At 71.2% G+C, this 21,732-nt stretch carries 16 protein-coding genes; 12 read left to right on the forward strand and 4 right to left on the reverse strand.

All coding sequences use genetic code 11. The features are described from left to right. Nucleotides 1-105: 105 nt before the first annotated feature. From A7B18_RS15725 to A7B18_RS15735, 3 genes are all read right to left on the reverse strand, one after another. Entirely contained in the window at nucleotides 106-834 is a 729-nt protein-coding gene (locus A7B18_RS15725) for a DUF6683 family protein (RefSeq protein WP_102127654.1), read from the reverse strand. A 189-nt stretch (nucleotides 835-1,023) separates the two neighbouring features. Beyond that, nucleotides 1,024-1,377: a hypothetical protein gene (locus A7B18_RS15730; protein ID WP_102127655.1), complete on the reverse strand. Its 354-nt coding sequence runs from the start codon at nucleotides 1,375-1,377 to the stop codon at nucleotides 1,024-1,026. A gap of 113 nt (nucleotides 1,378-1,490) precedes the next feature. Next, complete coding sequence (locus tag A7B18_RS15735) at nucleotides 1,491-2,516, reverse strand: LacI family DNA-binding transcriptional regulator (protein ID WP_102127656.1); 1,026 nt, start codon at nucleotides 2,514-2,516, stop codon at nucleotides 1,491-1,493. A 242-nt stretch (nucleotides 2,517-2,758) separates the two neighbouring features. Between A7B18_RS15735 and A7B18_RS15740 the strand changes: the two genes are divergently transcribed. From A7B18_RS15740 to A7B18_RS15770, 7 genes are all read left to right on the forward strand, one after another. Continuing rightward, nucleotides 2,759-4,087 (forward strand): ABC transporter substrate-binding protein, encoded by a 1,329-nt coding sequence (locus A7B18_RS15740; RefSeq protein ID WP_102127657.1) that lies wholly within the window; start codon nucleotides 2,759-2,761, stop codon nucleotides 4,085-4,087. Nucleotides 4,088-4,189: 102 nt separating this feature from the next. After that, complete coding sequence (locus A7B18_RS15745) at nucleotides 4,190-5,122, forward strand: carbohydrate ABC transporter permease (protein WP_102127658.1); 933 nt, start codon at nucleotides 4,190-4,192, stop codon at nucleotides 5,120-5,122. 1 nt (nucleotide 5,123) lies between these two features. Then, nucleotides 5,124-5,990 (forward strand): carbohydrate ABC transporter permease, encoded by an 867-nt coding sequence (locus tag A7B18_RS15750; RefSeq protein WP_102127659.1) that lies wholly within the window; start codon nucleotides 5,124-5,126, stop codon nucleotides 5,988-5,990. 121 nt (nucleotides 5,991-6,111) lie between these two features. Next, complete coding sequence (locus A7B18_RS15755; RefSeq protein ID WP_102127660.1) at nucleotides 6,112-7,656, forward strand: mannitol dehydrogenase family protein; 1,545 nt, start codon at nucleotides 6,112-6,114, stop codon at nucleotides 7,654-7,656. 164 nt (nucleotides 7,657-7,820) lie between these two features. Further along, the gene (locus tag A7B18_RS15760) at nucleotides 7,821-8,903 is read left to right on the forward strand and encodes an NAD(P)-dependent alcohol dehydrogenase (protein ID WP_102127661.1); all 1,083 of its coding nucleotides are present in this window, start codon (nucleotides 7,821-7,823) and stop codon (nucleotides 8,901-8,903) included. A 254-nt stretch (nucleotides 8,904-9,157) separates the two neighbouring features. After that, nucleotides 9,158-9,988 carry an aminoglycoside adenylyltransferase domain-containing protein gene (locus A7B18_RS15765; protein WP_102127662.1) on the forward strand — a complete coding sequence of 277 codons (831 nt, stop codon included), beginning with the start codon at nucleotides 9,158-9,160 and terminating at the stop codon, nucleotides 9,986-9,988. Nucleotides 9,989-10,030: 42 nt separating this feature from the next. Beyond that, nucleotides 10,031-11,092, forward strand: a complete 1,062-nt coding sequence (locus tag A7B18_RS15770) for a spore photoproduct lyase family protein (RefSeq protein WP_102127663.1) — start codon at nucleotides 10,031-10,033, stop codon at nucleotides 11,090-11,092. 124 nt (nucleotides 11,093-11,216) lie between these two features. Here the strand turns inward: A7B18_RS15770 and A7B18_RS15775 are convergent, their stop codons facing one another. Continuing rightward, nucleotides 11,217-13,097: a right-handed parallel beta-helix repeat-containing protein gene (locus tag A7B18_RS15775; protein WP_102127664.1), complete on the reverse strand. Its 1,881-nt coding sequence runs from the start codon at nucleotides 13,095-13,097 to the stop codon at nucleotides 11,217-11,219. A gap of 588 nt (nucleotides 13,098-13,685) precedes the next feature. Here A7B18_RS15775 and A7B18_RS15780 point away from each other — a divergent pair. From A7B18_RS15780 to A7B18_RS15800, 5 genes are all read left to right on the forward strand, one after another. Further along, a complete protein-coding gene (locus A7B18_RS15780; RefSeq protein WP_180970191.1) occupies nucleotides 13,686-15,098 on the forward strand; it encodes an exopolysaccharide biosynthesis polyprenyl glycosylphosphotransferase in 1,413 nt (470 codons plus the stop codon). 139 nt (nucleotides 15,099-15,237) lie between these two features. Continuing rightward, a complete protein-coding gene (gene asnB, locus A7B18_RS15785; RefSeq protein ID WP_102127666.1) occupies nucleotides 15,238-17,112 on the forward strand; it encodes an asparagine synthase (glutamine-hydrolyzing) in 1,875 nt (624 codons plus the stop codon). Nucleotides 17,113-17,314: 202 nt separating this feature from the next. Then, complete coding sequence (locus A7B18_RS15790) at nucleotides 17,315-19,183, forward strand: heparinase II/III family protein (RefSeq protein ID WP_146009561.1); 1,869 nt, start codon at nucleotides 17,315-17,317, stop codon at nucleotides 19,181-19,183. Continuing rightward, nucleotides 19,180-20,478: a UDP-glucose dehydrogenase family protein gene (locus A7B18_RS15795; protein ID WP_102127668.1), complete on the forward strand. Its 1,299-nt coding sequence runs from the start codon at nucleotides 19,180-19,182 to the stop codon at nucleotides 20,476-20,478. The genes A7B18_RS15790 and A7B18_RS15795 overlap by 4 nt, the downstream gene beginning before the upstream one ends. Then, nucleotides 20,475-21,731 carry a glycosyltransferase family 4 protein gene (locus tag A7B18_RS15800; protein WP_245872920.1) on the forward strand — a complete coding sequence of 419 codons (1,257 nt, stop codon included), beginning with the start codon at nucleotides 20,475-20,477 and terminating at the stop codon, nucleotides 21,729-21,731. Before A7B18_RS15795 ends, A7B18_RS15800 begins: the two co-directional genes overlap by 4 nt. Nucleotide 21,732: the final 1 nt, after the last annotated feature.

The raw sequence follows: 21,732 nt of genomic DNA on the forward strand, positions 1-21,732 counted from the left end.
AGGAGGGGGGCCTGCGCGGGTGGCGGGCCCCTCCTCCGTTCGGTGGCCTCACCCCGGTGTGAGGCTGCGGGCTCCCCGGCCCAAGCGCGGAGGCGCGCCCCCTCCTCACGGGCCCCTTTGCAGCCCCCGGTCGGTGAGCTGCACCGTGGTCAGGTCGAGGTTGAGGGTGGCGCGGGCCCCCCGGGCGACGGCGGCCTTGACCTGTCCCAGCGCCGCCGGCTGGCCCTTCGCGGCGCCCACCGACGCGCTGACGAGGGCGGCCTGGATCAGCATCGCCTCGGCGAGTTCCTGCCTCTGCGCGTCGGTGGCGGCGGTGAACCGGGGCGTGTTCGCCAGCGCCCGCGCCATCTGGTCGCGCACGGCGGTGAGCTGGGCCCGGCTGGGGTCGTCGTCCCGCCCGCGCACCCCGTACCACGCGGCCACGAGATAGACGGCGGTCGCGTCGGCCACGTCGTCGGTCCTCAACCCGGAGGGGGCGAGCGCCTTGCCGATCTCGCCGATCACGTCGGTGGAGGCAAAGAGCCTCTCCAGCTCGGCGGCCCCCTGCGGATCGGCGGCGCGGGTCTTCGCCACGAACCCCGCGAGGTTCCGTTTTCGGACCTCCGGGCTGGGGCGGAAGGTGGTGGGCCCGCGCGGAGTCGGGGCGGGGCGGCCCGGCAGCGCCTGATCCTGCTGGGCCTTGGCGCTCAGCACGTTGTTCCAGTGCATCGTCTGGTAGATGCTCAGGGCCGTGTTGCTCAGGCTCTGGGGATCGATCTGCGCCCCGACCGGTGAGAGGAAGCCCAGCGAAAGGGTCAACACACCCGCGGTGATCACCCGGTGAACCGTTCTCATCGACATCCTCCTGGAAAAAGGGCCCCACGTCCGCCCCACCCGGGCGAGGAGCGCGGTGAGGGCCTGACCGACGCGCGAAGGGGGAGGCCGGGGGCGAGGGGGTGCGAGGCCAGATGCTAGTGCCCCCCCACGTGGGCGCACATGTGCCGGAAGTCATGGCCCGGAGGGAGCTTCGGGGAGCGGCGCTCCTCAGCGCGCCCGGTCGAGCGCCCCCCACGCCTGAAACAAGACCGCCAGGGCGAGCATGTACCCCAGGGGCAGCGCGCTCCAGACCACGCTGCCGCGCGCCTCGCCCCGGCCCGCCGCCCGCCCGGCGAGGACGAGGCCGCCGAGGTACACCAGCGGATAGGCGAGCGAGCCCCAGCAAAAGGCCTGCTTCACCGTGGTGAGGAGGGCGGGCGGCGAGTTGGGGTCGGAGGTGCCCAGCGTCATCAGGCTCGCCGGCAGGACCAGGGGGTACGCGAGCAGCGGCAGCGCGCCGAGCCCCCGCAGCGCCCAGGTGAGGGTGCGGCCCGTCGGGTTGTTCGCGGCCTGGTGCTTCACGCTGTCCTCGCACGGGCTGGGGAAACCGGGTTCGGGGCGGGCGGACTGTTCCGGAAGGGAATGGTGGACCTCCAGTGGAGGCGAGCGGGCGGGCGCGAGCCGGTGGGGCGGGCTCAGCGCCGCGCCGGGTGGAGGAGCGGCGCGGCGCAGCTCCGGCGGACGATCAGCCGCCCGGGCATCACCCGGTGACCCGGGGCCACCCCGCCGCCCTCCAGCGCCCGGATCACGGCCCGCGCCGCCTCCTCGGCCATCGCCTCCACGGGCTGCTCGATCACGGTGACGGGCGGGTCCACCAGGGCGGTCCAGGGGTAGTTGTCGAAGGTCAGCAGCGAGAGGTCACCCGGCAGCGTGAGCCCCCGCTCCCGGATCGCCCGGAAGGCGCCCACCGCCTGGGTGCCCGTCAGCGCGATCAATGCGGTGGGCGGCTCGGGCAGGCCCAGCAGGTCGTGGGTGAGGGCGTAGGCGGTGTCCTCGCTCGGCAGGGCCACGCGCCCGTAGGCCGCCGGGACGCTCAGGCCGCGCTCGCGCATCGCCTCCGGAAAGGTGCGCGACCGCTCCTCGGGGAAGACGAGGGGGTCAAAGGTGCCCAGCGCCGCGATGCGGGTGTGGCCGAGCCCGTGGAGGTACGCGACCGCCCCCCGCATCGCGGCGGCGTTGTCGAGGGTCAGTCCCGGAAAGGGCGAGTCCGGCGGCCTGTAGTCGTACTCGAAGAGGAAGACGCCCCGGTCCCGCAGCCGCCCCAGGTACTCGCGGCTCTCCGGGCCGTACCCAGGCCGCAGCAAGATCGCTGCGACCCGCTGGCCGTAGAGCCGCTGCAACTCGGGCAGCTCCAGCCGCGCCGAGTACTCGTTCTCGCTGATGATCAAGGTGTAGCCCGCCGCCTGGAGCGTGCGCCCCGCCGTGCGCGCGAACGCGGCGAAAAAGGGCTCGACGATGCTGCCCACCACCAGCCCCACCGTCCGGCTCTGCCCGCCCCGCAGGCTCCCCGCGCGCACGTCGGGCTCGTAGTGCAGCTCCGCAATCGCCGCCCGCACCCGCGCGAGCGTCTCGGGCGTGAGCTTGCCGGGCTCGCGCAGGGCCCGCTTGGCGGTGGTGGGAGAGACGCCCGCGAGCCGCGCGACGTCCTGAATCGTGGACACGAGGGCATTCTAGGACCCTTCCGCCCCCCGCCCCCACCGGGGGTGGCCCCGAGGCCATCTCTGTACTCGGTCCATTCGCACAGGGCTAGACGCGGCGGGGGGACTGTGTTTCAATCATGGACACGAGACCATTTCAGGGGAGTTCGGGGAAAGAGGCCCCGCCCCATGTTCGCGAGGTTGCTCCGCCCAGGCCGCCCGCATCCTTCGCCTGCCGTCCCCGCGCGGTTTCAGGAGGTTTTGTCATGAGAAGACTCGCCCTGCTCGGCCTCGCCCTGTGCGCCTCGGCCCAAGCGGCCACCACCATCACCATCGCCACGGTGAACAATCCCGACATGGTGACGATGCAGCGGCTCACCCCCGAATTCACGAAGAAGTACCCCGACATCAACGTGAAGTGGGTGGTCCTCCCCGAAAACGAGCTGCGGCAGAAAGTCACCCTCGACGTGGCGAGCAACGCGGGCAGCTACGACATCCTCACCATCGGCTCGTACGAGGTGCCGATCTGGGCGAGGAACGGCTGGCTCGACCCCCTCACGCCCCTGTTCCAGAAGAACCCGAACATCGCCGCCTCGTACCGGGTGAACGACCTGCTGCCCGCCGTGCGGAGCGCCCTGACGGTGAACAACCAGCTCTACGCCGTGCCCTTCTACGCCGAGTCGAGCATGACCTTTTACAACAAGGACCTGTTCGGGAAAGCGGGGCTCACCATGCCGCAGAACCCCACCTGGCAACAGGTGCAGGGCTTCGCCAGCAAGATTCACAACCCCTCGCAGGGCGTGTACGGCATCTGCCTGCGCGGGCTGCCCGGCTGGGGCGAGAACATGGCCTTCATCACCACCATGGTCAACACCTTCGGCGGACGCTGGTTCGACCAGAACTGGCAGGCGCAGCTCAACACCCCCGCGTGGAAAAACGCCCTGACCTTCTACGTGGACACCCTCAAAAAGTACGGCCCCCCCGGCGCGACGAGCAACGGCTTTACCGAGAACCTCACCCTGATGAGCCAGGGCAAGTGCGGCATGTGGGTGGACGCGACCGTGGCGGCGGGCTTCCTGAGTGACCCCGCGTCCTCCAAGATCGTGAAGTCGGTGGGCTTTGCCAACGCGCCCGTCGGCCCCGGCACCCCGCGCGGCAGCAACTGGTTCTGGTCTTGGAACCTGGCGATCCCCCGGAGCACCAAAAACGAGGACGCCGCCTTCCGGTTCCTGACCTGGGCCACCAGCCCCGAGTACATCGGCCTCGTCGCCCGGACGAAGGGCACCTGGGCCGCCGTGCCCCCCGGCACCCGCACGAGCACCTACAACAACCCCAACTACAAGCGGGCGGCGGGGGCTTTCAGCGGCCTCGTGCTGAGCGCCATCAACCGCGCCGACGTGACGCGGCCCACCAAGGACCCGGTGCCCTACACCGGCATCCAGTACGTGTCGATCCCGCAGTTCCAGGCACTCGGCACCCAGGTCGGGCAGTACATGGCGGGGGCCCTGAGCGGCCAGACCTCGGTCGACCAGGCGCTGAAGCAGGGGCAAGACGCCGCCAACCGGGTCGCCAAGGAGGGCGGGTTCCAGAAGTAACGCCGCCCGCGACGAGGCGCCGGGGCGAGGGGGGCTTGGAGGCAGAGGCACTCCTCCGGCTCCCCCTCGCCCCATTCAAGAGAGCACAGCCGAGGTGACCCCATGACCACGGTTCAGTCCCTGCCCACCACGGCGACGCGGGTGCCGCCCGCGCCCAAACGCGGCAGCCGGCTCACCCCCGCCGCCCTGATCTGGCCCGCGATGCTGTACCTGATCCTGACGACGCAGGTGCCGTTTTTCATGACGGTGTACTACTCGTTTTTCCGGTACAACCTCGTGGATCCAGCGAGCCGCCCCTTCATTGGGCTGGCGAACTACCAGACGCTGCTGACCGATCCCCAGAACCTGCGCATCCTGCTCAACACGGTCGTGCTCGCGGGCGGCACCCTGATCCTGACGCTGATCATCGGCGCGGCGCTCGCGCTGCTGCTCAACCGCCAGTTCCTGGGGCGGACGGTGCTGCGCACCCTGCTGATCTCCTCGTTTCTGGTGATGCCCCTCGTGACCGCCGTGATCTGGAAGAACATGCTGCTGAGCCCCACCTCGGGCTTTTTCGCCTGGGTGGCGCAGAGCCTGGGCCTGGCGCCCGTGGACTGGCTGGGCCAGTTTCCCATGTTCTCGGTCATCGTGATGATCACCTGGGAGTGGACCCCCTTCGCGGCGCTGATCCTGCTCACCGGCCTGCAAAGCCTGCCCGACGACCAGATCGAGGCCGCGCGGCTCGACGGCGCCTCGCCCTGGCAGGAGTTCCAGCACATCGTCTTGCCGCACTGGACGCAGGCGATCCAGGTGGTCGTCTTGATGGAGACCGTCGCCCTGCTTCAGGTGTACGGCGAGATCTACGGCTCGACCTCGGGCGGCCCGGGCATCGCCACGACGAACCTGCCGTACTTCATCTACCAGAAGGCCTTCGCCGAGTACAACATCGGTCTGGCGAGCGCGGCGGGGGTGCTCACCGTGATCCTGACGAATATCCTGGCCGTGTACCTGCTGAGGCTGATCGGCCGCACGACCGCCCACCACCGGGGAGGCTGACATGACCACGGTTCCCAGATCACAGCCCACCTCCCGGGCAGGCCGCACCGTCAGCGACCGCCACCGGGCGCGCAACATCGTGCTCACCGTGATCACCTACCTGATCGTGCTGGCCTTTCTCTTTCCGCTCGCGTGGATGATCCTGAACGCCTTCAAGACCGAGGCGCAGGCCTTCGCCACGCCGCCGGTCTTTTTCTTTACACCGATTTGGGACAACTTCCAGCGGGCGCTGCCGAGCTACCTGCCCGCGCTGGCGAACTCGCTGGTCGCGGCGGTGGGCTCGACCCTGCTCGCCTTCATTCTGGGACTGCCCGCCGCCTTCGCGCTCGCGGTGTACCCCACCCGCCGGGCGCAGGGGGTCCTGACCTGGATGCTCTCGACGAAGTTCATGCCCGCGGTCGGCGTGATCGTGCCCATCTTCTTGCTCTTCCGCAACCTGGGGCTGCTCGACACGCGGCTGGGCCTGATCCTGATGTACACGACGATGAACCTGCCGCTGGTCGTGTGGATGATGCACTCGTACATGTCCGAGATACCGTTTGCCATCTACGAGGCCGCGAAGGTGGACGGGGCCTCGGTGAGTCAGGAATTCTTCCGCATCGCGCTGCCGCTCTCCATGCCGGGGGTCGCGGCGACGGCGCTGCTCGCCCTGATCTTCGCGTGGAACGAGGTGTTCTTCGCCCTGAACCTGACCTCGGCGGACGCCGCGCCGCTGAGCGTGTTCATCGGCGAGTTCAAGACCAGCCAGGGCCTGTTCTGGGCCCAGCTCAGCGCCGCCGCCACCCTGGTCGTGTTGCCGGTGCTCGTCTTCGGCTGGATCGCCCAGCGCCAGCTCGTGCGCGGCCTGAGCTTCGGGGCGGTGAAGTAAGCTCGGGTCGCTTCCGCGGTGGGCCCGGACGGAAGCGGGGCAGGAGCCGGGACAGGAGGCCGGGCCCGGTTTTCCCCCCGCAGCGCAGGGCCCGTGCCACTCGTTTCAGGAGAAAACCCCTATGGTCAAACTCGCCCTATCCACGCTCCACGCCCTCGGTCCGGGAGTGGCCGTTCCCGCCTACGACCCACGGGCGCTGACCCCGGGCATCGTCCACTTCGGGGTGGGGGCCTTCCACCGCTCGCACGAGGCCATGTACCTCGACCGCCTGCTGGGCGCCGGGCAGGGTGACGGCTGGGGCATCTGCGGGGTGGGCGTCTTGCCCTCCGACGTGCGGATGCGGGACGTGCTCGCCGCCCAGGACGGGCTCTACACCCTGGTCACCCGGTCGCCGGAGAGCACGTCGGAGGCGCGGATCATCGGCGCGATCCGCGAGTTCCTGTTCGCCCCGGACGACCCCGGGAAGGTGCTGGACAGGCTGGCCGACCCCGCCACCCGCATCGTCTCGCTCACCGTCACCGAGGGCGGCTACAGCGTCAGCCCCGCGACGGGCGAGTTCGACCCCACGGGCGAGGACATCGCCCACGACCTCGGAACGGACGGGGCGCCCCGGACGGTCTTCGGCCTCATCACCGAGGGGCTGCGGCGCCGCCGGGAGCGCGGCCTGGCGCCCTTCACGGTGATGTCGTGCGACAACCTCCAGGGCAACGGCCACGTGACGCGCCGGGCGCTGACCTCGTTCGCCCGCCTCAAAGACCCGGAGCTGGGCGAGTGGATGGCCGGGCACGTCGCCTTCCCGAACTCGATGGTGGACCGCATCACGCCCGCGACGACCGACGCGGACCGCCGGGCCGTCGAGACCGAGTACGGCGTCGAGGACGGCTGGCCGGTGGTGGCCGAGACCTTTACCCAGTGGGTGCTGGAAGACAGCTTCACCCTCGGGCGGCCCGCGCTCGAACAGGTGGGCGTGCAGGTCGTGGCCGACGTGGAGCCCTACGAGCTGATGAAGCTGCGGCTGCTCAACGCCTCGCACCAGGCCGCCGGGTACCTCGGTTTGCTCGCCGGGTATACCCTCGTCCACGAGGTCTGTCAGGACCCGCCCTTCGCCCGCTTCCTGCTGGACTACATGACCCGCGAGGCCACGCCCACCCTGCGCCCGGTGCCCGGCATCGACCTGGACGCCTACCGCCACGAGCTGATCGCCCGCTTCTCGAACGCGGCGATCCGCGACACCCTGGCGCGGCTGATCGTGGACAGCTCCGAGCGCATCCCCAAGTTCCTGCTGCCCGTCGTGCGCGAGCAACTGAGCCGGGGGGGCGAGGTCGAACACGCGGCCCTCGTCGTCGCGGCCTGGAGCCTTTACCTGGAGGCGGTCACGCGCGGGGACGGCGCGGCGGTCGATCTGCCGCCCCTGCACGACCAGCGTGCGGAAGCCCTGGCCGGGGCGGTGCGGCGGGAGGCGGAGGAGCCCGGGGCCTTCCTGGGGCTGCGGGAGGTCTTCGGAGACCTGGGCGAGGACGAACGCTTCCGGGGGGCGTACCTGGAGGCCCGCGAGCGCCTGCACCTGGGGGGGCCCCTCGGGGCGATGCGGGCGCTGCGAGATGGACCAGGTGGACCGCTGCCCGCGAACACCGGCTCCGTCCTGACCTCCACCCCGCAGCGGTGACCGTGGCCTGACCCGCCTGCGTCCTCGACCTCCCCCCGGCGAGCGGTTCGCCCTCGTCGTGGGGCACGTGGGCGACGGCCTGGAGACCACGCGCGGCTGAGGTCCCGCCGTCCCCCTTCCCCGGAACTCGGCCCGGTGGGTCCTCCCGCCAGGAAGGAGCGATCATGACCGCCTCCGATTCCTCTCCCCGCTCCTCCCGCACCAGCGTCCTGCACGGCCTGCGCGACCTGCGCTGGGAGACGCGCGAGGTGGCCCCCCCCGGTCCCCGCGAGGTCCGCGTGCGTGTGCGGCGCATCGGTGTGTGTGGCAGCGACGTGCACTACTACACGCACGGGAGAATCGGCCCGTTCGTGGTGGAGGCTCCCCTCGTCCTCGGCCACGAGGTGATGGGCGTGGTGGACGCGGTGGGCGAGGGGGTGACCCGCGTGAGGCCGGGCGACCGGGTGGCGCTGGAACCTGGCTTCCCCTGCCGCCGCTGCGCCTACTGCAAGCGCGGCGAGTACAACCTCTGCCCGGAGATGACCTTCATGGCGACCCCGCCCGTCCACGGCGCGCTCTCCGAGCACGTCCTCTGGCCCGACGACTTCGCCTTCCCCCTCCCCGACGCTCTCAGCGACGACGCGGGCGCCCTGATCGAGCCCCTGGCGGTCGGCGTGTGGGCCGCGCGCAAGGGGGCGGTGTCTCCGGGGCAGAGCGTCGCGGTCTTCGGCTCCGGGCCCATCGGCTGCACCACCCTGCAAGCGGCGAGAGCGGCTGGGGCGACCACCCTCATCGCCGTCGACCTGGAGGACTTCCGCCTCGACCTCGCCCGCCGGGTGGGCGCGACGCACACGGTCAACGCGCGGCACGAGGACCCCATCCCCCGCATCCGGGAGATCACCCGCTCCGACCTCCCGGAGACGCACGCCGGGGTGGACGTAGCCTTCGAGACGGCAGGGAGCCTGCCGACCACCCGCCTGAGCCTCGCCGCACCCCGGCCCGGCGGCACGACCGTCCTCGTGGGGTTGCCGCCCGACCCGGAGGTGAGCCTCGACCTCGTGGCGGCGGCGAGCCGTGAGGTCAACATCCGGGGCGTGTTCCGATACGCGAACTGCTACCCGGCGGCCATCGCGCTTGTCGAGAGCGGGGCCGTGAACCTCGACGCGCTCGTGACCCACCGCTACGCCTTCGAGCGGACGCCGGAAGCTTTCGAGTTCGCCGACCGCGAAAAGCAGACGAGCATGAAGGTCATGATCGACGTGGGCTGAGCCCTGAGCCCCCTCCGGAGCGGAGTCCACATGCGGGGGGCAGGGGGGCGTCTACCCGTCCGCTGGCCCCTGCCCATCCAGTGGCCGCCCGGCGCCCGGCTCTCCGGCGGCTGAGCCCCCTGCGTGGGCCGCGACCCGCGGCGGCCTCGGGCTCTGGTGCCCCACCTTGCACCGCGCCTGCCCGGGCCGTCAACTCCTCAAGGCCGGATGAAGGCGAGCGCCGCCCGCGCCTTCCCCAGAATGAAGGCCACCCCATGCCGCCTCCCACCGACGACCTCCGCTTCACCCCCGAGGTGCGCGCGATGCTCGGCGCCCTCGTGTCCGGCGTGCGGGCGGCGCTGGGGGACGATCTCGTCGGCGTGTACCTGCGCGGCTCCCTCGCCCTCGGCGACTTCGACCCGGAATCGAGCGACCTCGACTTTCTCGTCGTGACCGGGCCCCCCGTGTCGGATGCCCAGTTCGCCGCCCTCGCGGACCTTCACACCCGGCTCGCCGCGCTCGACAACCCCTACGCCGGGCACATCGAGGGCTCCTACATCGACCGAGCCTCGCTGCGGCACTTCGCCCCGCACGAGCGGCGTCACCCCACGGTCGGCCCGGACTGGGCCTTCTCCCGGGGCGAGCACGGCGCCGACTGGATGCTCGAACGCTGGGTCGTGCGTGAGCGCGGCGTGACCCTGCTTGGCCCCGATCCCAGGACACTCATTGAGCCCATTACGGCGGACGGGCTCCGGGTGAGCGTCCGGCAGACGCTGCGGTCGTGGGCCTCTCAGCCGGACGAGCCGGAGTGGCTGCGCCGCCGCAGCTATCAGGCCTTCGCGGTCCAGACGATGTGCCGGGCGCTCTTCACCCTGCTCACGGGCGAATTGCCCAGCAAGCCCCGCGCCGTGGCCTGGGCCCTCGGTGCTCTGCCGGGGCCATGGCGCTCCCTGATCGAGCGTTCGCGGGCGTGGCACCTCGACGACACGCCCGACCCCTCGGCCCTGCCCGAGGTGATGCGCTTCGTCCGCTGGGCGGCGAGCGAGGGGGAGGCGGCGGTGGTGGGGGAGACGACCCCCGGCCCCCGCCCCCCCGACTCTGGGTGATCGGGGACGGCGGGCAGCCCGCGCCCGTGCTCTCCTGGCGGCATGGCCTCCTGGCTCCTCGACGTCCGCCACATCTACCTGGAGCCCCGGGTGACCGAGTACGCGCGGGGCCGCGACATCCTGGCCCGCTTCCCGGACGCCGAGCGAACCCTGGTCCCCTCCCACTGGAACATTCCTGGTCTGCACGGCAACGCGGGGCTGGTGCGCGACTGGGTGCGGCTCAAGCGGCAGGTGCTCGTCCTCGGCGTGCGCAAGACCTTCACCACCCGCGCCAACGGGCGCAGCGCGGACTGGATCGCGCCGGGCCTCGCCAACGGCTGCGCGCTCGCCTGCGCGTACTGCTACGTGCCGCGCCGCAAGGGCTTTGCCAACCCCATCACCACCTTCGTGAACATCGAGGAGGCGCTCGCCGCCCTGCGCCGCCACGCCGCGAAGCTCGGGCCCAAGACCCAGCCCAATCAGGTCGATCCCGAGCTGTGGGTCTACGACGTGGGCGAGAACAGCGACCTGAGCGTGGACGCCCTGCTCTCAGACAACGTGCGCGACCTCGTGGCGCTCTACCGGGAGCTGCCCAACGCCAAGGCGTCCTTTGCCACCAAGTACGTGAACCGCGACCTGCTGACCTACGACCCCCAGGGCAAGACGCGCGTGCGCTTCTCGCTGATGCCGCGCCCCGTCGCCCGCGTGCTCGACGTGCGGACCTCACCCATCCGGGAGCGCATCGCCGCCGTGAACGACTTCGTGGAGGCGGGGTACGAGGTCCACCTCAACTTCTCGCCCGTGGTGATCTACGAGGGCTGGACCGCCGACTACACGGAGCTGCTGCGTGAGGTCCGGGACGTGCTCTCCCCGCGCGCCAGGGCGCAGCTCGCCGCCGAGGTGATCTTCCTGACCCACAACGCGGGCCTGCACGAGGTCAACCTGGGCTGGCACCCCCGGGCCGAGCGGCTGCTGTGGCGCCCGGCGTGGCAGGAGACCAAACGGTCGGAGCACGGCGGCGAAAATATCCGCTACCGCCACGGCTTCAAGGGCCAGGCGGTCGCCCGCTTCACCGAACTGCTGACCCGCGAGTTGCCGGAGTGTCGGGTGCGCTACGCCTTCTGACGGCGGTGGCCGGACGAGTTGAGGGTCTTCCCCTCCAGTGGTCCGGCCCGAGCGGAGCGAGCAACCGTGATAAGGAGAGGCACCCCCACCGCCGGGTGAGGGTGCCCCTTTCGTGCGGGTGGGCTCAGGGGGTGTAGGAGACGCCCGACCCGGCGACGACCCGGTTGCGGTAGGTGGAGGCGAAGGTGTTGCCGGAGATGCGGCCCCGGTTGCCGCTGTTGGCGGCGTAGATGGCGAGGTCATTGCCGAACAGCGAGTTGCCGATCACGTCGCCCTGGGCGCCCGTGGTGTACAGCACGGTGATGCCCGCGCCGCCCCGGATCTCGGGGTTGTTCGTCAGGCTCAGGCCGACGCCCTCGAGCAGGGCCGCGTACCCGACTGCCTGGACGCGGTTGCCCGTCACCGTGATGTTGTCGGAGATCAGGCGCAGGCCCGTCTTCACGTTGCGCAGGGTGTTGTTCCGCACCTCGATATCGCGCGAGCGGGTGTAGCCCCCGTAGGCGTTGATCCGGATGCCGTCCTCCTCGGGGCTGCCCGTCGTGCCGCCCGAGCCCGTCACGGTGTTGCCCACCACCCGGCCACCGAGCGTGGAGTGCACCAGGATGTTGCTCGTGGCGTCGTACGTCAGGCCGCGGAAGCCGGAGACGGTGTTGTTCTCGATCACGGCGTTGCGGATGACGGTGACGCCGGAGGCGGTGTGGGGCATCACCTTGATGCCGTCCTTGCCGAAGTTGCTCACCGTGTTGCCGCGGTACACGACGTTGTTCACACCCTCGGTCTTGGTGCCCGTGTCGCTCGTGCCCGAGATGCGGTTGTTCTCCGCCGTGAAGCCGTCGCCCGCCGTGGCGAGGATGCCGATGCCGCTGTCGTTGACCGTATTGCCGCTCAGCCGGGTGTTCCTGCCGCGCCAGATCCAGATCCCGTGGTGGTTGCTCTGCGCGACCGTGGTGTTCTCGATCACCAGCCCGTTCGTGTCGCGGACCGTGATGCCGTTGGTGGTGGCCCGGGAGACGTTCATCGCCCGCAGGGTGACGCTCGAGCTGTCGGCCACCTTCACGCCGTCGATGTCGATGGAGCTCGGGGTGGAGGACGTGCGGTTGCCGATCACGGTCAGGCCCTGGATGGTCACGTTGCTGCTGTTCTTGAGGAAGAGCACCGCGTTGTCCCCGTCGCGGGTGAAGTTCGAGTCCTGCTTGAGGGTGGCGTTCTGCCCGGTGATCGTCTGCCCGTTCAGGTTCTGGAAGGAGATCACGCGCCGCACCCGGTAGGTGCCGGACGGGAAGTACAGGCTCTTGCCCGAGGCCGCCGCCCGCCGCAGGGCGTCGGTGTCGTCGGTGCTGCCGTCTCCCCGCGCCCCGAAGCTCTTGACGTCCACCGCGCCGGAGGGCGCCGCCACCGCCGGGCTGGAGGTCGTGGCCGTGCCCGCCGGGTCGATCATCAGGTAGTCGATAATGGCGTTGCGGTCCTTGCCGTCGCCGTCGTAGAGGTCGTTCACGAGCGTCACGTCGATGGTGTCGCCCGCCTTGAGGTCAAAGGTGCCCGCCGTGAAGGCCGCGTAGGTCGCGCTGCTGAGTTCGACCCGGCCCCGCTCGGTGCCGTTGACCCGCAGGCTCACCACCGGCCCGCCCTGGTAGAGATCGGCGCGGCCCTGCACCCGCACGGTGTAGCGCCCCGCCCCCAGCCCCGAGGGCACCGTGAAGCGCACCGCGTTGCCGTTGCTCAGCAGCTTGACTGCCTGCCCGCCGCTCGCCCCGGCGTCGCTGATGACCTTGCCGCCGCTGGGCGCCCCCGGGTTCACCACCGTCATGGCCTGAATCTCCTGCTGCGGCAGCGTCACGGTCGTCGCGCCCTCGGCCTCCAGTTGTGTGGTGGCCCCCGTTCCGGCAGGGGGCGTCGCCGAGCCCCCCGGCGACCCGCCGGGCCGAGAGGTTCCACAACCCACCAGCAGCGCGGTCGTGACGAGCAGGGCGAAGGACGAGCGAGAGGCTACGGAAAACTGATTCATCACGTCAGCAACCTTACTTCAATCTTAACTGGATGTACATAGAAAATTTCGCACTTTCTTCATCGATTCGTTGTGTCTACAAAACACGCAAAGACGTGAGAATTCCCACGCCTTCTATATTCGGTGGGACAGTCGTTTGCTTGTTATTTAACAAAGTCGCGGTCGGTGTGGTCCGTCACCACACGCAAGGGCCGCCACGGTGAGGCAGGGCTTGTCCTTTCTCTCCCCATCCTCGGGCGCATGGATCAACAATGGTGGTCGGCACCCATTACGATGCAGACGGGGCCGACTATAAGCGCGCATCTATGAGAAAATCCTACAGGGAATGAGAAGGCCGCTCTCGCCCACCGCTCCAGGCGTTGTGGAACGCGGAGTTGGTCTCTCAGGATTTCGGGTGCCCGGCTGGAGCCGGGTCCAGTGCCGGGGCTCTGTCCCTCCCGTCTCCGGGGACCTGAGCGTCCGTTGATCATCCTGGAAAACCCCTACCTTCGGAGACAGGCACAGGCCTGATCTCAGACATCGACCTGGCACGGGGGGCACAGACCCATCCGCCCACCGCTTCAGGGGCAGTCTCAGGGGGAAATGCGCGTGACGCACTCGGTCATCTCGGAAGAACTTTTGCGGACGGGGGAGGCCCCGGCCTCGACCACCGCCCCGTCCGGAGAGTCGCCCGACGTCCGGGTGCGGGTGCCCACCACCGGGGACCTCGACCGGCGGGCCCTTATGAACGGGCTGGTGCTCGCCGCGGCGGAGGCGCTGGCGGTATGGCTGACCGCCGGGCTGGTGCTGCACCTCACGGTCCACCACCTCGACCGCCTGCCCTGGCAGCTCGGCTTCACGGCGACCTGGCTCACGGCGGCCACCCTGATCCGCAGCTATCCCGGGTACGGCCTCGACGCCAGCGAGCGGCTGCGGCGCACGGTGATTCCGGCGGTGGCGGCCTTCCCGACCCTGGTGGGCGCCGTGCTCGCCGGGGGCCTGGGGGCGGGGGCGGCGGCGCTGCTTCTCGTCCTGGGGCTGGTGCTGGGGATTCCGGCGGCGCTCGTGGCGCGCATCGGCGCGCGCTGGCTGCTGCACCGCGTGGGGGCGTGGGGGGTGGACGTGGCCGTGATCGGGCACGGGGAGGCCGCCGCGCTGCTGATGCAGACCCTCAGAAGCGACTGGAGCCTGGGCTATCACCCGGTGGCGGACGGTCAGGCCAACGTCGCCATCCTGGCGGTGCCCAACATCCCCTACGCGGTGCGCGACCGGCTGCTCGACGGGCCGCTGGCCCTGTTTCGCCGGGTGCTCGTGATGGTGAGCCAGCCCGCCTCCGACAGCCGCTGGGCGGGCTCGCACCACCTGGGCAGCTTTAGCGTGCTCGAAGCCCGGCGCCGCCACCTGGAGCCGGGGGACCTGCGGCAAAAGCGCGTCTTCGATCTCCTCGTGGTCGCGCTGCTCTTCCCGGTCCTGACGCCGCTGCTGCTGCTCGTGGGGCTGGCGGTGGCGCTCGACTCGCGCGGGCCCGTGCTGTACGGGGCGCCCCGGATGGGCTGGCGCGGGGGGTCTTTCCGCTGCTGGAAGTTCCGCACGATGCACGAGAATGCCGAGGCGCGGCTCGCCGACCTGCTCGAACAAGACGCCGAGGCGCGCGCCTACTACGAGACCTACCACAAGCTCAAGGACGACCCGCGGGTGACCCGGGTGGGCCACTTTCTGCGCAGCACCAGCCTCGACGAGCTGCCCCAGCTCATCAACGTGTTGCTGGGAGACATGAGCCTCGTCGGGCCGCGGCCTTACCTCGCGCGGGAACGGCCCAAGATCGGGCCGCACGCCGACGTGATCTTGAGCTGCCGCCCCGGCATGACCGGGTGGTGGCAGGTCTCGGGGCGCAGCGGCACGAGCTTTCAAAACCGGGTGCAGATGGACCTCCAGTACGTGCGGCGCTGGAGCCCGTGGCTCGACCTGACGCTCCTCGCGGCGACCGTGCACGTGGTGCTCCGGCGCAAGGGGGCGCACTGACCGGGCGCGGCGGGAGCCGGGCACAGGGGCCGGGGGACACGGGCCTCGGCGCGTGACAGGGGTGTGGAAGGCGGCGACGCCGCGCCCGGAGACACAGACGAGCATTCGGGCCGTGGGCCCGGGGTGGGGGGAATGAGGTATGTGCGGAATCATCGGGAGTGTGCGCAGGAGGCCCTCGGCCACAGAGACGCTCGGGCTGGCGGCGCTGGGCCACCGCGGCCCGGACGCGCAGACGAGCGCGCTCGTGGGAAGCGCCCACCTGGGGCACGCGCGGCTGAGCATCATCGACTTGTCGAGTGGCAATCAGCCCATGAGCGACGTGCACGGACTCACGACGGTCGTGTTCAACGGGGAAATCTACAACCACCTGGAACTGAGGCAGGAACTGACGGCACGCGGGCACGAGTTCGCCACCCGCTCGGACACCGAGGTGATCCTCGCGGCGTATCTCGCCTGGGGGGTGGCGGGTTTTGCGCGGCTGCGCGGCATGTACGCCTTCGCCCTACACGACCGCCGCGACGGCAACACGGTCATCGCGCGGGATCCTTTCGGGATCAAGCCCCTCTTCTGGACGCGCGGGCGTGACGGCTCGGTGTTTTTCGCCTCGGAGATCGGCGCCCTGCTGGGGCTCTCGGGCGGCTCCACCGACCTCGACCTGACCTCGGTGCTCGAAACCCTGGTCTCCCGGCACCCCTCGGGCCTGAACACCCTGTACGAGAACGTCAAGCGGGTGGAGCCCGGCACCGCGCTCGTGGTCGCTCCCCAGGCGAACGCGGTGATCCACGTGCGCTTCGCCAGCGTGACCGAGGAAGTCGAGCGCCGCCGGTTGGAGGCCGCCGGGGGGGTCAGCCCGGAGGAGGTCCGCGAGCGGGTCCTCGATTCGGTCGAACACCACACCCTCGCCGACGTGCCGCTGGGCTGCTTCCTGAGCGGCGGCCTGGATTCCAGCGTGGTCGCCCAGGCGCTCGTGTCGCGCGGGGGCGGTGAACCCCTGAATGCCTACGCGGTGGGCTTCGAGGGTGCGTCCTCCGAGGCGAGCGAGCTGCCCTACGCCCGGATGGTCGCCGAGCACCTCGGGGCGCGGCTGCACCCCGTGACGGTGGGCGCGCAGGACTTCGTGGCGCTCGCGCCGAGACTCTCGGGATCCCTCAACGGCCCCTTCTCGGAGCCCGCCGACGTCGCCATGCTCAAGCTCTCCCTGCGCGCCGCCCAGGACGTGAAGGTGGTCCTCTCCGGCGAGGGCGGCGACGAGTCCTTCGCGGGCTACCCGAAGTACGCCGTGGACGGCCTCGCCCGCCCGCTGGGTCCGGCGATGCGCCTGGGAAGCCGCTGGCTGGGGCGCCGCGGACGGCTGGGGATCGCCGCCGACGCCCTGAGCGAGCCGGGGCGCGCCGCGCGCTGGATGCGCTGGTTTGCCAACGACGACGCGCCGCCCTCGCTGGTGGGGGCGCTGGTGGGGGCCGGGGCGCGTCCCGAGCGGGCGCGGAACTGGGTGGAAGACCGCCTGGAGGGCTACCCCCGGGGCTGGTCGGACCTCCAGCGGATGCAGGTGCTCGACCTGGAGTCGTGGCTGCCCAACAACCTGCTGCACCGCGGGGACTACACGACCATGCAGGCCTCCATCGAGCAGCGGGTGCCTCTCCTCGACGCGCGGCTCACCCCCTGGGCGGTCGCGTTGCCGGGCCGGGTCAAGATCCAGCGGCTGCGGGGCAAGATGCCGCTGCGTCAGGCCTTTGGCGACCGGCTGCCGCGGGCGGTGCTGGAGCGGCCCAAGAGCGGCTTCCGCCTGCCGCTGGGGGAGTGGCTGGTGGGCGACCCGGCGCTGCGGAGCATGTCGCGCGACCTGCTGCTCTCGCCCGGGGCGCGGCTGCGCGGCTGGATGTCGGGCGCGGAACTCGAGGCCCTCCTCGCCCCGGCGGCCCTCGCCCAGACGGGCGGTGCCAAGCTCGCCTGGACCGCCGTGTGCCTGGAGCTGTGGTTGCAGGCCGTGCACTCGCGGGCGGTGGTGGCGTGAGGGCCCTCGACGACGCTCCTGCGGTTGAACGGGGCGCGGGGTGGGGGCGCGCGTGAGCGCAAGGTCACAGGATTCGGGACGGGCCCGCCGGGGGGACGGGCGCGGCTGGGGGGCAACCCCGGGGGAGGCGGTGTGGCAGGTGGGGAGGGAGCACGGCGGGAGGCGCGGGCGTCCGCAGGAGCTGCGGGGGGCGGAGGGCGCCTTGTTTGAAAGGCCGCACCGCCAGCATTTCTACGGGTTGCCGCTCAACCCGCCGCGCCTGAGACGCATGGTGGACGAGGCGACCTGCGCCGCCCTGCTGCGCGAGGCGGAGGAGGTCTTGCAGGGCCGCTGGCGTTTTTTCGCCTTTGCGGACGCGCCCTCCGACCCCACCCCGGACGGCATGACCGACTGGCACCGCTGCGAGGTGACGGGCCGCCGCACCGACCCGGACGCCCCGGGCGCCGCGCTCGACCCGCGCGACCCGGAACTGGGGGACGTGCGGACGATCTGGGAAAAGAGCCGCCACCACCACACCACCCTGCTCGCCGTCGCCTACACCCTGAGCGGGGAGCCGCGCTACGCCGTCGGCGCGGCGGCGCGCATCGCCGACTGGATTCGGGCCAACCCGCCGCGGCGGGGCGTGAACTGGATCAGCGCCGCCGAGGCGGGCCTGCGCCTGATGGCCTGGGCGTGGTGTTACGAGCTCCTGCGGCCCCACCCGGAGTGGGGCGCCTGGTTCGGGCCCGCCTCCCCGCTGTGGCCGAGCGTGTACCGCCACCAGGTCCTGGTGCAGGAGGCCGTGAGGTCGGGCCGCCCCGCCGGAAGCGACCTGCTCGCCGCGCTGGGCGGGCAGTACGTGGCGAGCGTCACCTGGCCGGTCTTCTCCGAGTCCGCCGGGTGGCAGCGCGAGGCCAAGGCGGCCCTGACCCGGGAGGCCACCCTGCAATTTTTCGAGAGCGGGGTGAGCCGCGAGCCGAGCTTCAGCCGCCACGTGTGGGCCACCGAGCTGCTGCTCTTGCCTGCCCTGCTCGGCGAGCGCTGCGCCGACGCCTTTCACCCGGCCTACCTCGCGCGGCTCGCGCGGGCCATCCGGGCGGTAGACCGGCTGCGCGGCCCGGGTGACCTGCTTCCGCGCTACGGCGACTCGGACGAGCGGCTGACGGTGCAGCTCGAACCCCGGAGCGCCTCCCGGGTCGACTGGCTGCTGCGGGTGGGGCGCGACTGGCTGGGCGTGCCCGTCCCCGAGCCCCGGGGCGGGCGCCTGGGGGCCACCCTGCTGCTGGGCGACCACCGGGTGCCGCTGCCCTGCCCGGGGGAGGACGCCGGGGGCCAGGTGGCCTACCCCGACGCGGGACTCTACGTCCTGAGCGCCGGGCAGGGCGCCCCCCGCGAGGTGCGGGTGCTTTCCACTGTCGGGCCGCTGGCGTTCCCGCCCCCCGCCGGGCAGGGTGCCGGGCACGCGGACGCGCTGAGCTTCACCCTGGCGGTGGGTCCCCAGGAGGTGGTGGTGGACCCGGGCGTGTACGCCGGCCCTGCGGACGCGGGGTGGCCGCGCGCCTTCCACTCGACCGCCGCGCATAACACCGTCGAGGTGGACGGGCAGGACCAGAGCCCCCAGGCGGGCGCTTCCCCGTGGGGCCGCGGCGGCGCCGTCGCCCACCTGTGGGAACCCCGCGAGGAGGGCGGGCGCCTCGTGGCCTCGCACGACGGGTACGAGCGCCTGCCGGGGGCGCCCGTCCACCACCGCGAACTCGACCTGGACGCCCGGCGCCTGAGCGTCACCGACCACCTGGAGGGCCAGGGCCGCCACCTCCTGCGCCTGCACCTGCACCTGCACCCCGACTGCGAGGTTCAGCCCGAGGCCCCGTCCGTCTGGCGGGTCGCCTGGCCGGGTGGGGCCCTGCGGGTGCGTTTCGACCCGCGGCTTCAGGTCCGCTGCGGCCAGGGCGAGGACGCTCCCGACACCGGGGACCCCCCGCTCGGCTGGTACTTCCCGCGCTACGGGGCCAGACAGGCCAGCCCGTCCCTGCGCGCCACCCTCACGGCCACGTTGCCCATCACCCTGCACACCACCCTGGAGGTCTTATGAAAGTTGCTGTTTTCGGTCTCGGATACGTCGGAGCGGTCACCGCCGCCTGCCTCGCCCAGCGCGGCCACACCCTCATCGGGGTGGACGTCAACCCCCAGAAGTGCGAGATGATCGCCTCGGGCCGCTCGCCCATCGTGGAAGAAGGTCTGGACGACCTGCTGCTCCAAGGTGTCCAGGCCGGGCGGCTGCGGACCACCACCGACGTGCTGGACGCGGTGCGCGAGGCCGACCTGAGCATCGTCTCGGTGGGCACGCCGAGCCAGCCCAACGGGGCGCTCGACCTCTCGTACGTGTACCGCGTGTGCGAGCAGATCGGGGAAGCCCTCGCCGAGACCGGGCGCCCCCACGTGGTCGTCTTGCGCTCGACCGCGCTTCCCGGCACGACCGAGACCTGCCTCGGCATTCTGCGGGAGGCGGCCCGGGGAACGGACGTCCACGTCGCCTTCAACCCCGAGTTCCTGCGCGAGGGCAGCTCCATCCGCGACTTCGACGCGCCTGCCTACACGATCATCGGCAGCGACGACCCCGTGGCCGAGGCCGCCCTGCGCGAGCTGTACGCGGACGTGCCCGCGCCTTTGATCGTGGTCGCGCCCCGCGTCGCCGAGATGGTGAAGTACACCGCGAACGCTTTCCACGCGCTCAAGATTACCTTTGCCAACGAGATCGGCTTGCTCGCCAAGGCGATGGGCGTGGATGGCCGCGAGGTCATGAACCTGATCGTGCAGGACACCAAGCTCAACATCTCGCCCGCGTACCTGCGCCCCGGCTTCGCCTACGGCGGCTCGTGCCTGCCCAAGGACGTGAGTGCCCTGCTCCACCTCGCCCGCCGCGAGGAGGTCCCGGTGCCCCTGCTCGCCTCCCTGCCGCAGAGCAACCGCAGCCAGATCGAGCGGGTGGCGGAGCAGGTGCTGGCGACCGGCGCCCGGCGCGTCACCGTGCTGGGGCTGGCCTTCAAGGCGGGCACCGACGACCTGCGCGAGAGCCCGGCGGTCGAACTCGTCGAGCGCCTGATCGGCAAGGGGTGTGAGGTTCGCATCCTCGACCGGGCGGTGCAGACCGCCAAGCTCCTCGGCGCGAACAAGGAGTACATCGAGCGCCGCTTGCCCCACGTCTCGCGCCTCCTCACCGACGACCCCGAGGAACTCGTCCACGACGCCCAGGCGGTCGTGGTGACCCAGAACCTCCCCGAGTTCGCGCGCATCCTGGAGGGCGTGGGGCCGGACGTGCCCGTGTTCGACGTGGCGAGCCTGAAGGGAGCGCCCGCGCACCTCCAGGTTCACGGGGTGGCCTGGTGAGCCAGCGCACCGACCCCGGGGCATTCAAGCGCCGGGTCCTGATCGTGGTGGAGAACCTTCCCGTTCCCTTCGACCGCCGAGTCTGGATGGAGGCGACCGCCCTGCGCGACGCGGGCTACCTCGTCTCGGTGATCTGCCCGACGGGCAAGGGGTACGAGAAGCGCTTCGAGACCATCGAGGACATCGCGGTGTACCGCCACTCCCTGCCCCCCGAGAGCAACGCGGGCCTGGGCTTCGTGCGCGAGTACCTGGCCGCCCTGTGGCACGAGACTCGGCTGGCGTGGCGCGTGCGGCGCGAGCGCGGCTTCGACGTCATCCACGCCTGCAACCCGCCCGACCTGATCTTCCTGGTGGCGGCCCCCTTCAAGTTGCTCTACGGCACCCGCTTTATCTTCGACCAGCATGACGTGAACCCCGAGCTGTACATCACGAAGTTCGGGCGTCAGGACCTGCCCTACCGCGCCCTCGTGCTCGCCGAGCGGCTGACCTACCTGCTGGCCGACGCGGTGATCTCCACGAACGAGTCCTACCGCAAGATCGCCCTGACGCGCGGGCGCAAGCGGCCAGGGCAGGTGTTCGTGGTTCGCAGCGCCCCCAGCCTGGAGCGCTTCCGCCCCCGCCCGGGCGGCGAGCGGCACCGGGGCGGCTTCCGGTACCTCGTGGGCTACCTCGGCGTGATGGGGCCGCAGGAGGGGGTGGACTACCTCCTCCACGCCGTGCGCGAGATGGTGGACCGGGGCCGGCGCGACGTGAAGGTCATGCTCATCGGCGGCGGCTCCAGCCTCGCGGACCTCAAGGCTCTGGCCGGGCAGCTCGGGATCGGCGAGTACGTGGAGTTCACCGGGCGCATCCCGGACGACGAGCTTCTCGAACGCCTCACCGCCTGCGACGTGTGCGTGAACCCCGACCCCCTCAACCCCCTCAACGACGTGTCCTCGATGAACAAGATCGTGGAGTACATGTCGCTGGGCAAACCCATCGTGCAGTTCGACCTCAAGGAGGGCCGCGCCTCCGCCGGGGACGCCTCGGTGTACGCGAGGCCCAACGACGCGCAGGCCCTCGCCGACGAGCTCCTCGCCCTCCTCGACGACCCGGAGCGCCGGGAGACGATGGGGGAGACCGGGTTGCGGCGGATGCGCGAGCAGCTCGCCTGGGAGCATCAGGTGCCTACCCTACGCGCGGCCTACGCGCGGGCCCTCGGCACCGGAACGCCTCTGCCCTTGGGACGGCTGGGCTCCGAAGCGGGGTCCTGAG

Origin of the sequence: Deinococcus planocerae, assembly GCF_002869765.1 — a bacterium.
GTDB classification, from domain to species: Bacteria; Deinococcota; Deinococci; order Deinococcales; family Deinococcaceae; genus Deinococcus; species Deinococcus planocerae.

Excerpts from the sequence above, each read along its gene's own strand:
- A7B18_RS15770 (WP_102127663.1), top strand. The coding sequence starts at position 10,031 with ATGGCCTCCTGGCTCCTCGACGTCCGCCACATCTACCTGGAGCCCCGG.
- A7B18_RS15750 (WP_102127659.1), top strand. The coding sequence starts at position 5,124 with ATGACCACGGTTCCCAGATCACAGCCCACCTCCCGGGCAGGCCGCACC.
- A7B18_RS15745 (WP_102127658.1), top strand. The coding sequence starts at position 4,190 with ATGACCACGGTTCAGTCCCTGCCCACCACGGCGACGCGGGTGCCGCCC.
- A7B18_RS15755 (WP_102127660.1), top strand. The coding sequence starts at position 6,112 with ATGGTCAAACTCGCCCTATCCACGCTCCACGCCCTCGGTCCGGGAGTG.
- asnB (WP_102127666.1), top strand. The coding sequence starts at position 15,238 with ATGTGCGGAATCATCGGGAGTGTGCGCAGGAGGCCCTCGGCCACAGAG.
- A7B18_RS15795 (WP_102127668.1), top strand. The coding sequence starts at position 19,180 with ATGAAAGTTGCTGTTTTCGGTCTCGGATACGTCGGAGCGGTCACCGCC.
- A7B18_RS15760 (WP_102127661.1), top strand. The coding sequence starts at position 7,821 with ATGACCGCCTCCGATTCCTCTCCCCGCTCCTCCCGCACCAGCGTCCTG.
- A7B18_RS15775 (WP_102127664.1), bottom strand. The coding sequence starts at position 13,097 with ATGAATCAGTTTTCCGTAGCCTCTCGCTCGTCCTTCGCCCTGCTCGTC.
- A7B18_RS15765 (WP_102127662.1), top strand. The coding sequence starts at position 9,158 with ATGCCGCCTCCCACCGACGACCTCCGCTTCACCCCCGAGGTGCGCGCG.
- A7B18_RS15725 (WP_102127654.1), bottom strand. The coding sequence starts at position 834 with ATGAGAACGGTTCACCGGGTGATCACCGCGGGTGTGTTGACCCTTTCG.
- A7B18_RS15740 (WP_102127657.1), top strand. The coding sequence starts at position 2,759 with ATGAGAAGACTCGCCCTGCTCGGCCTCGCCCTGTGCGCCTCGGCCCAA.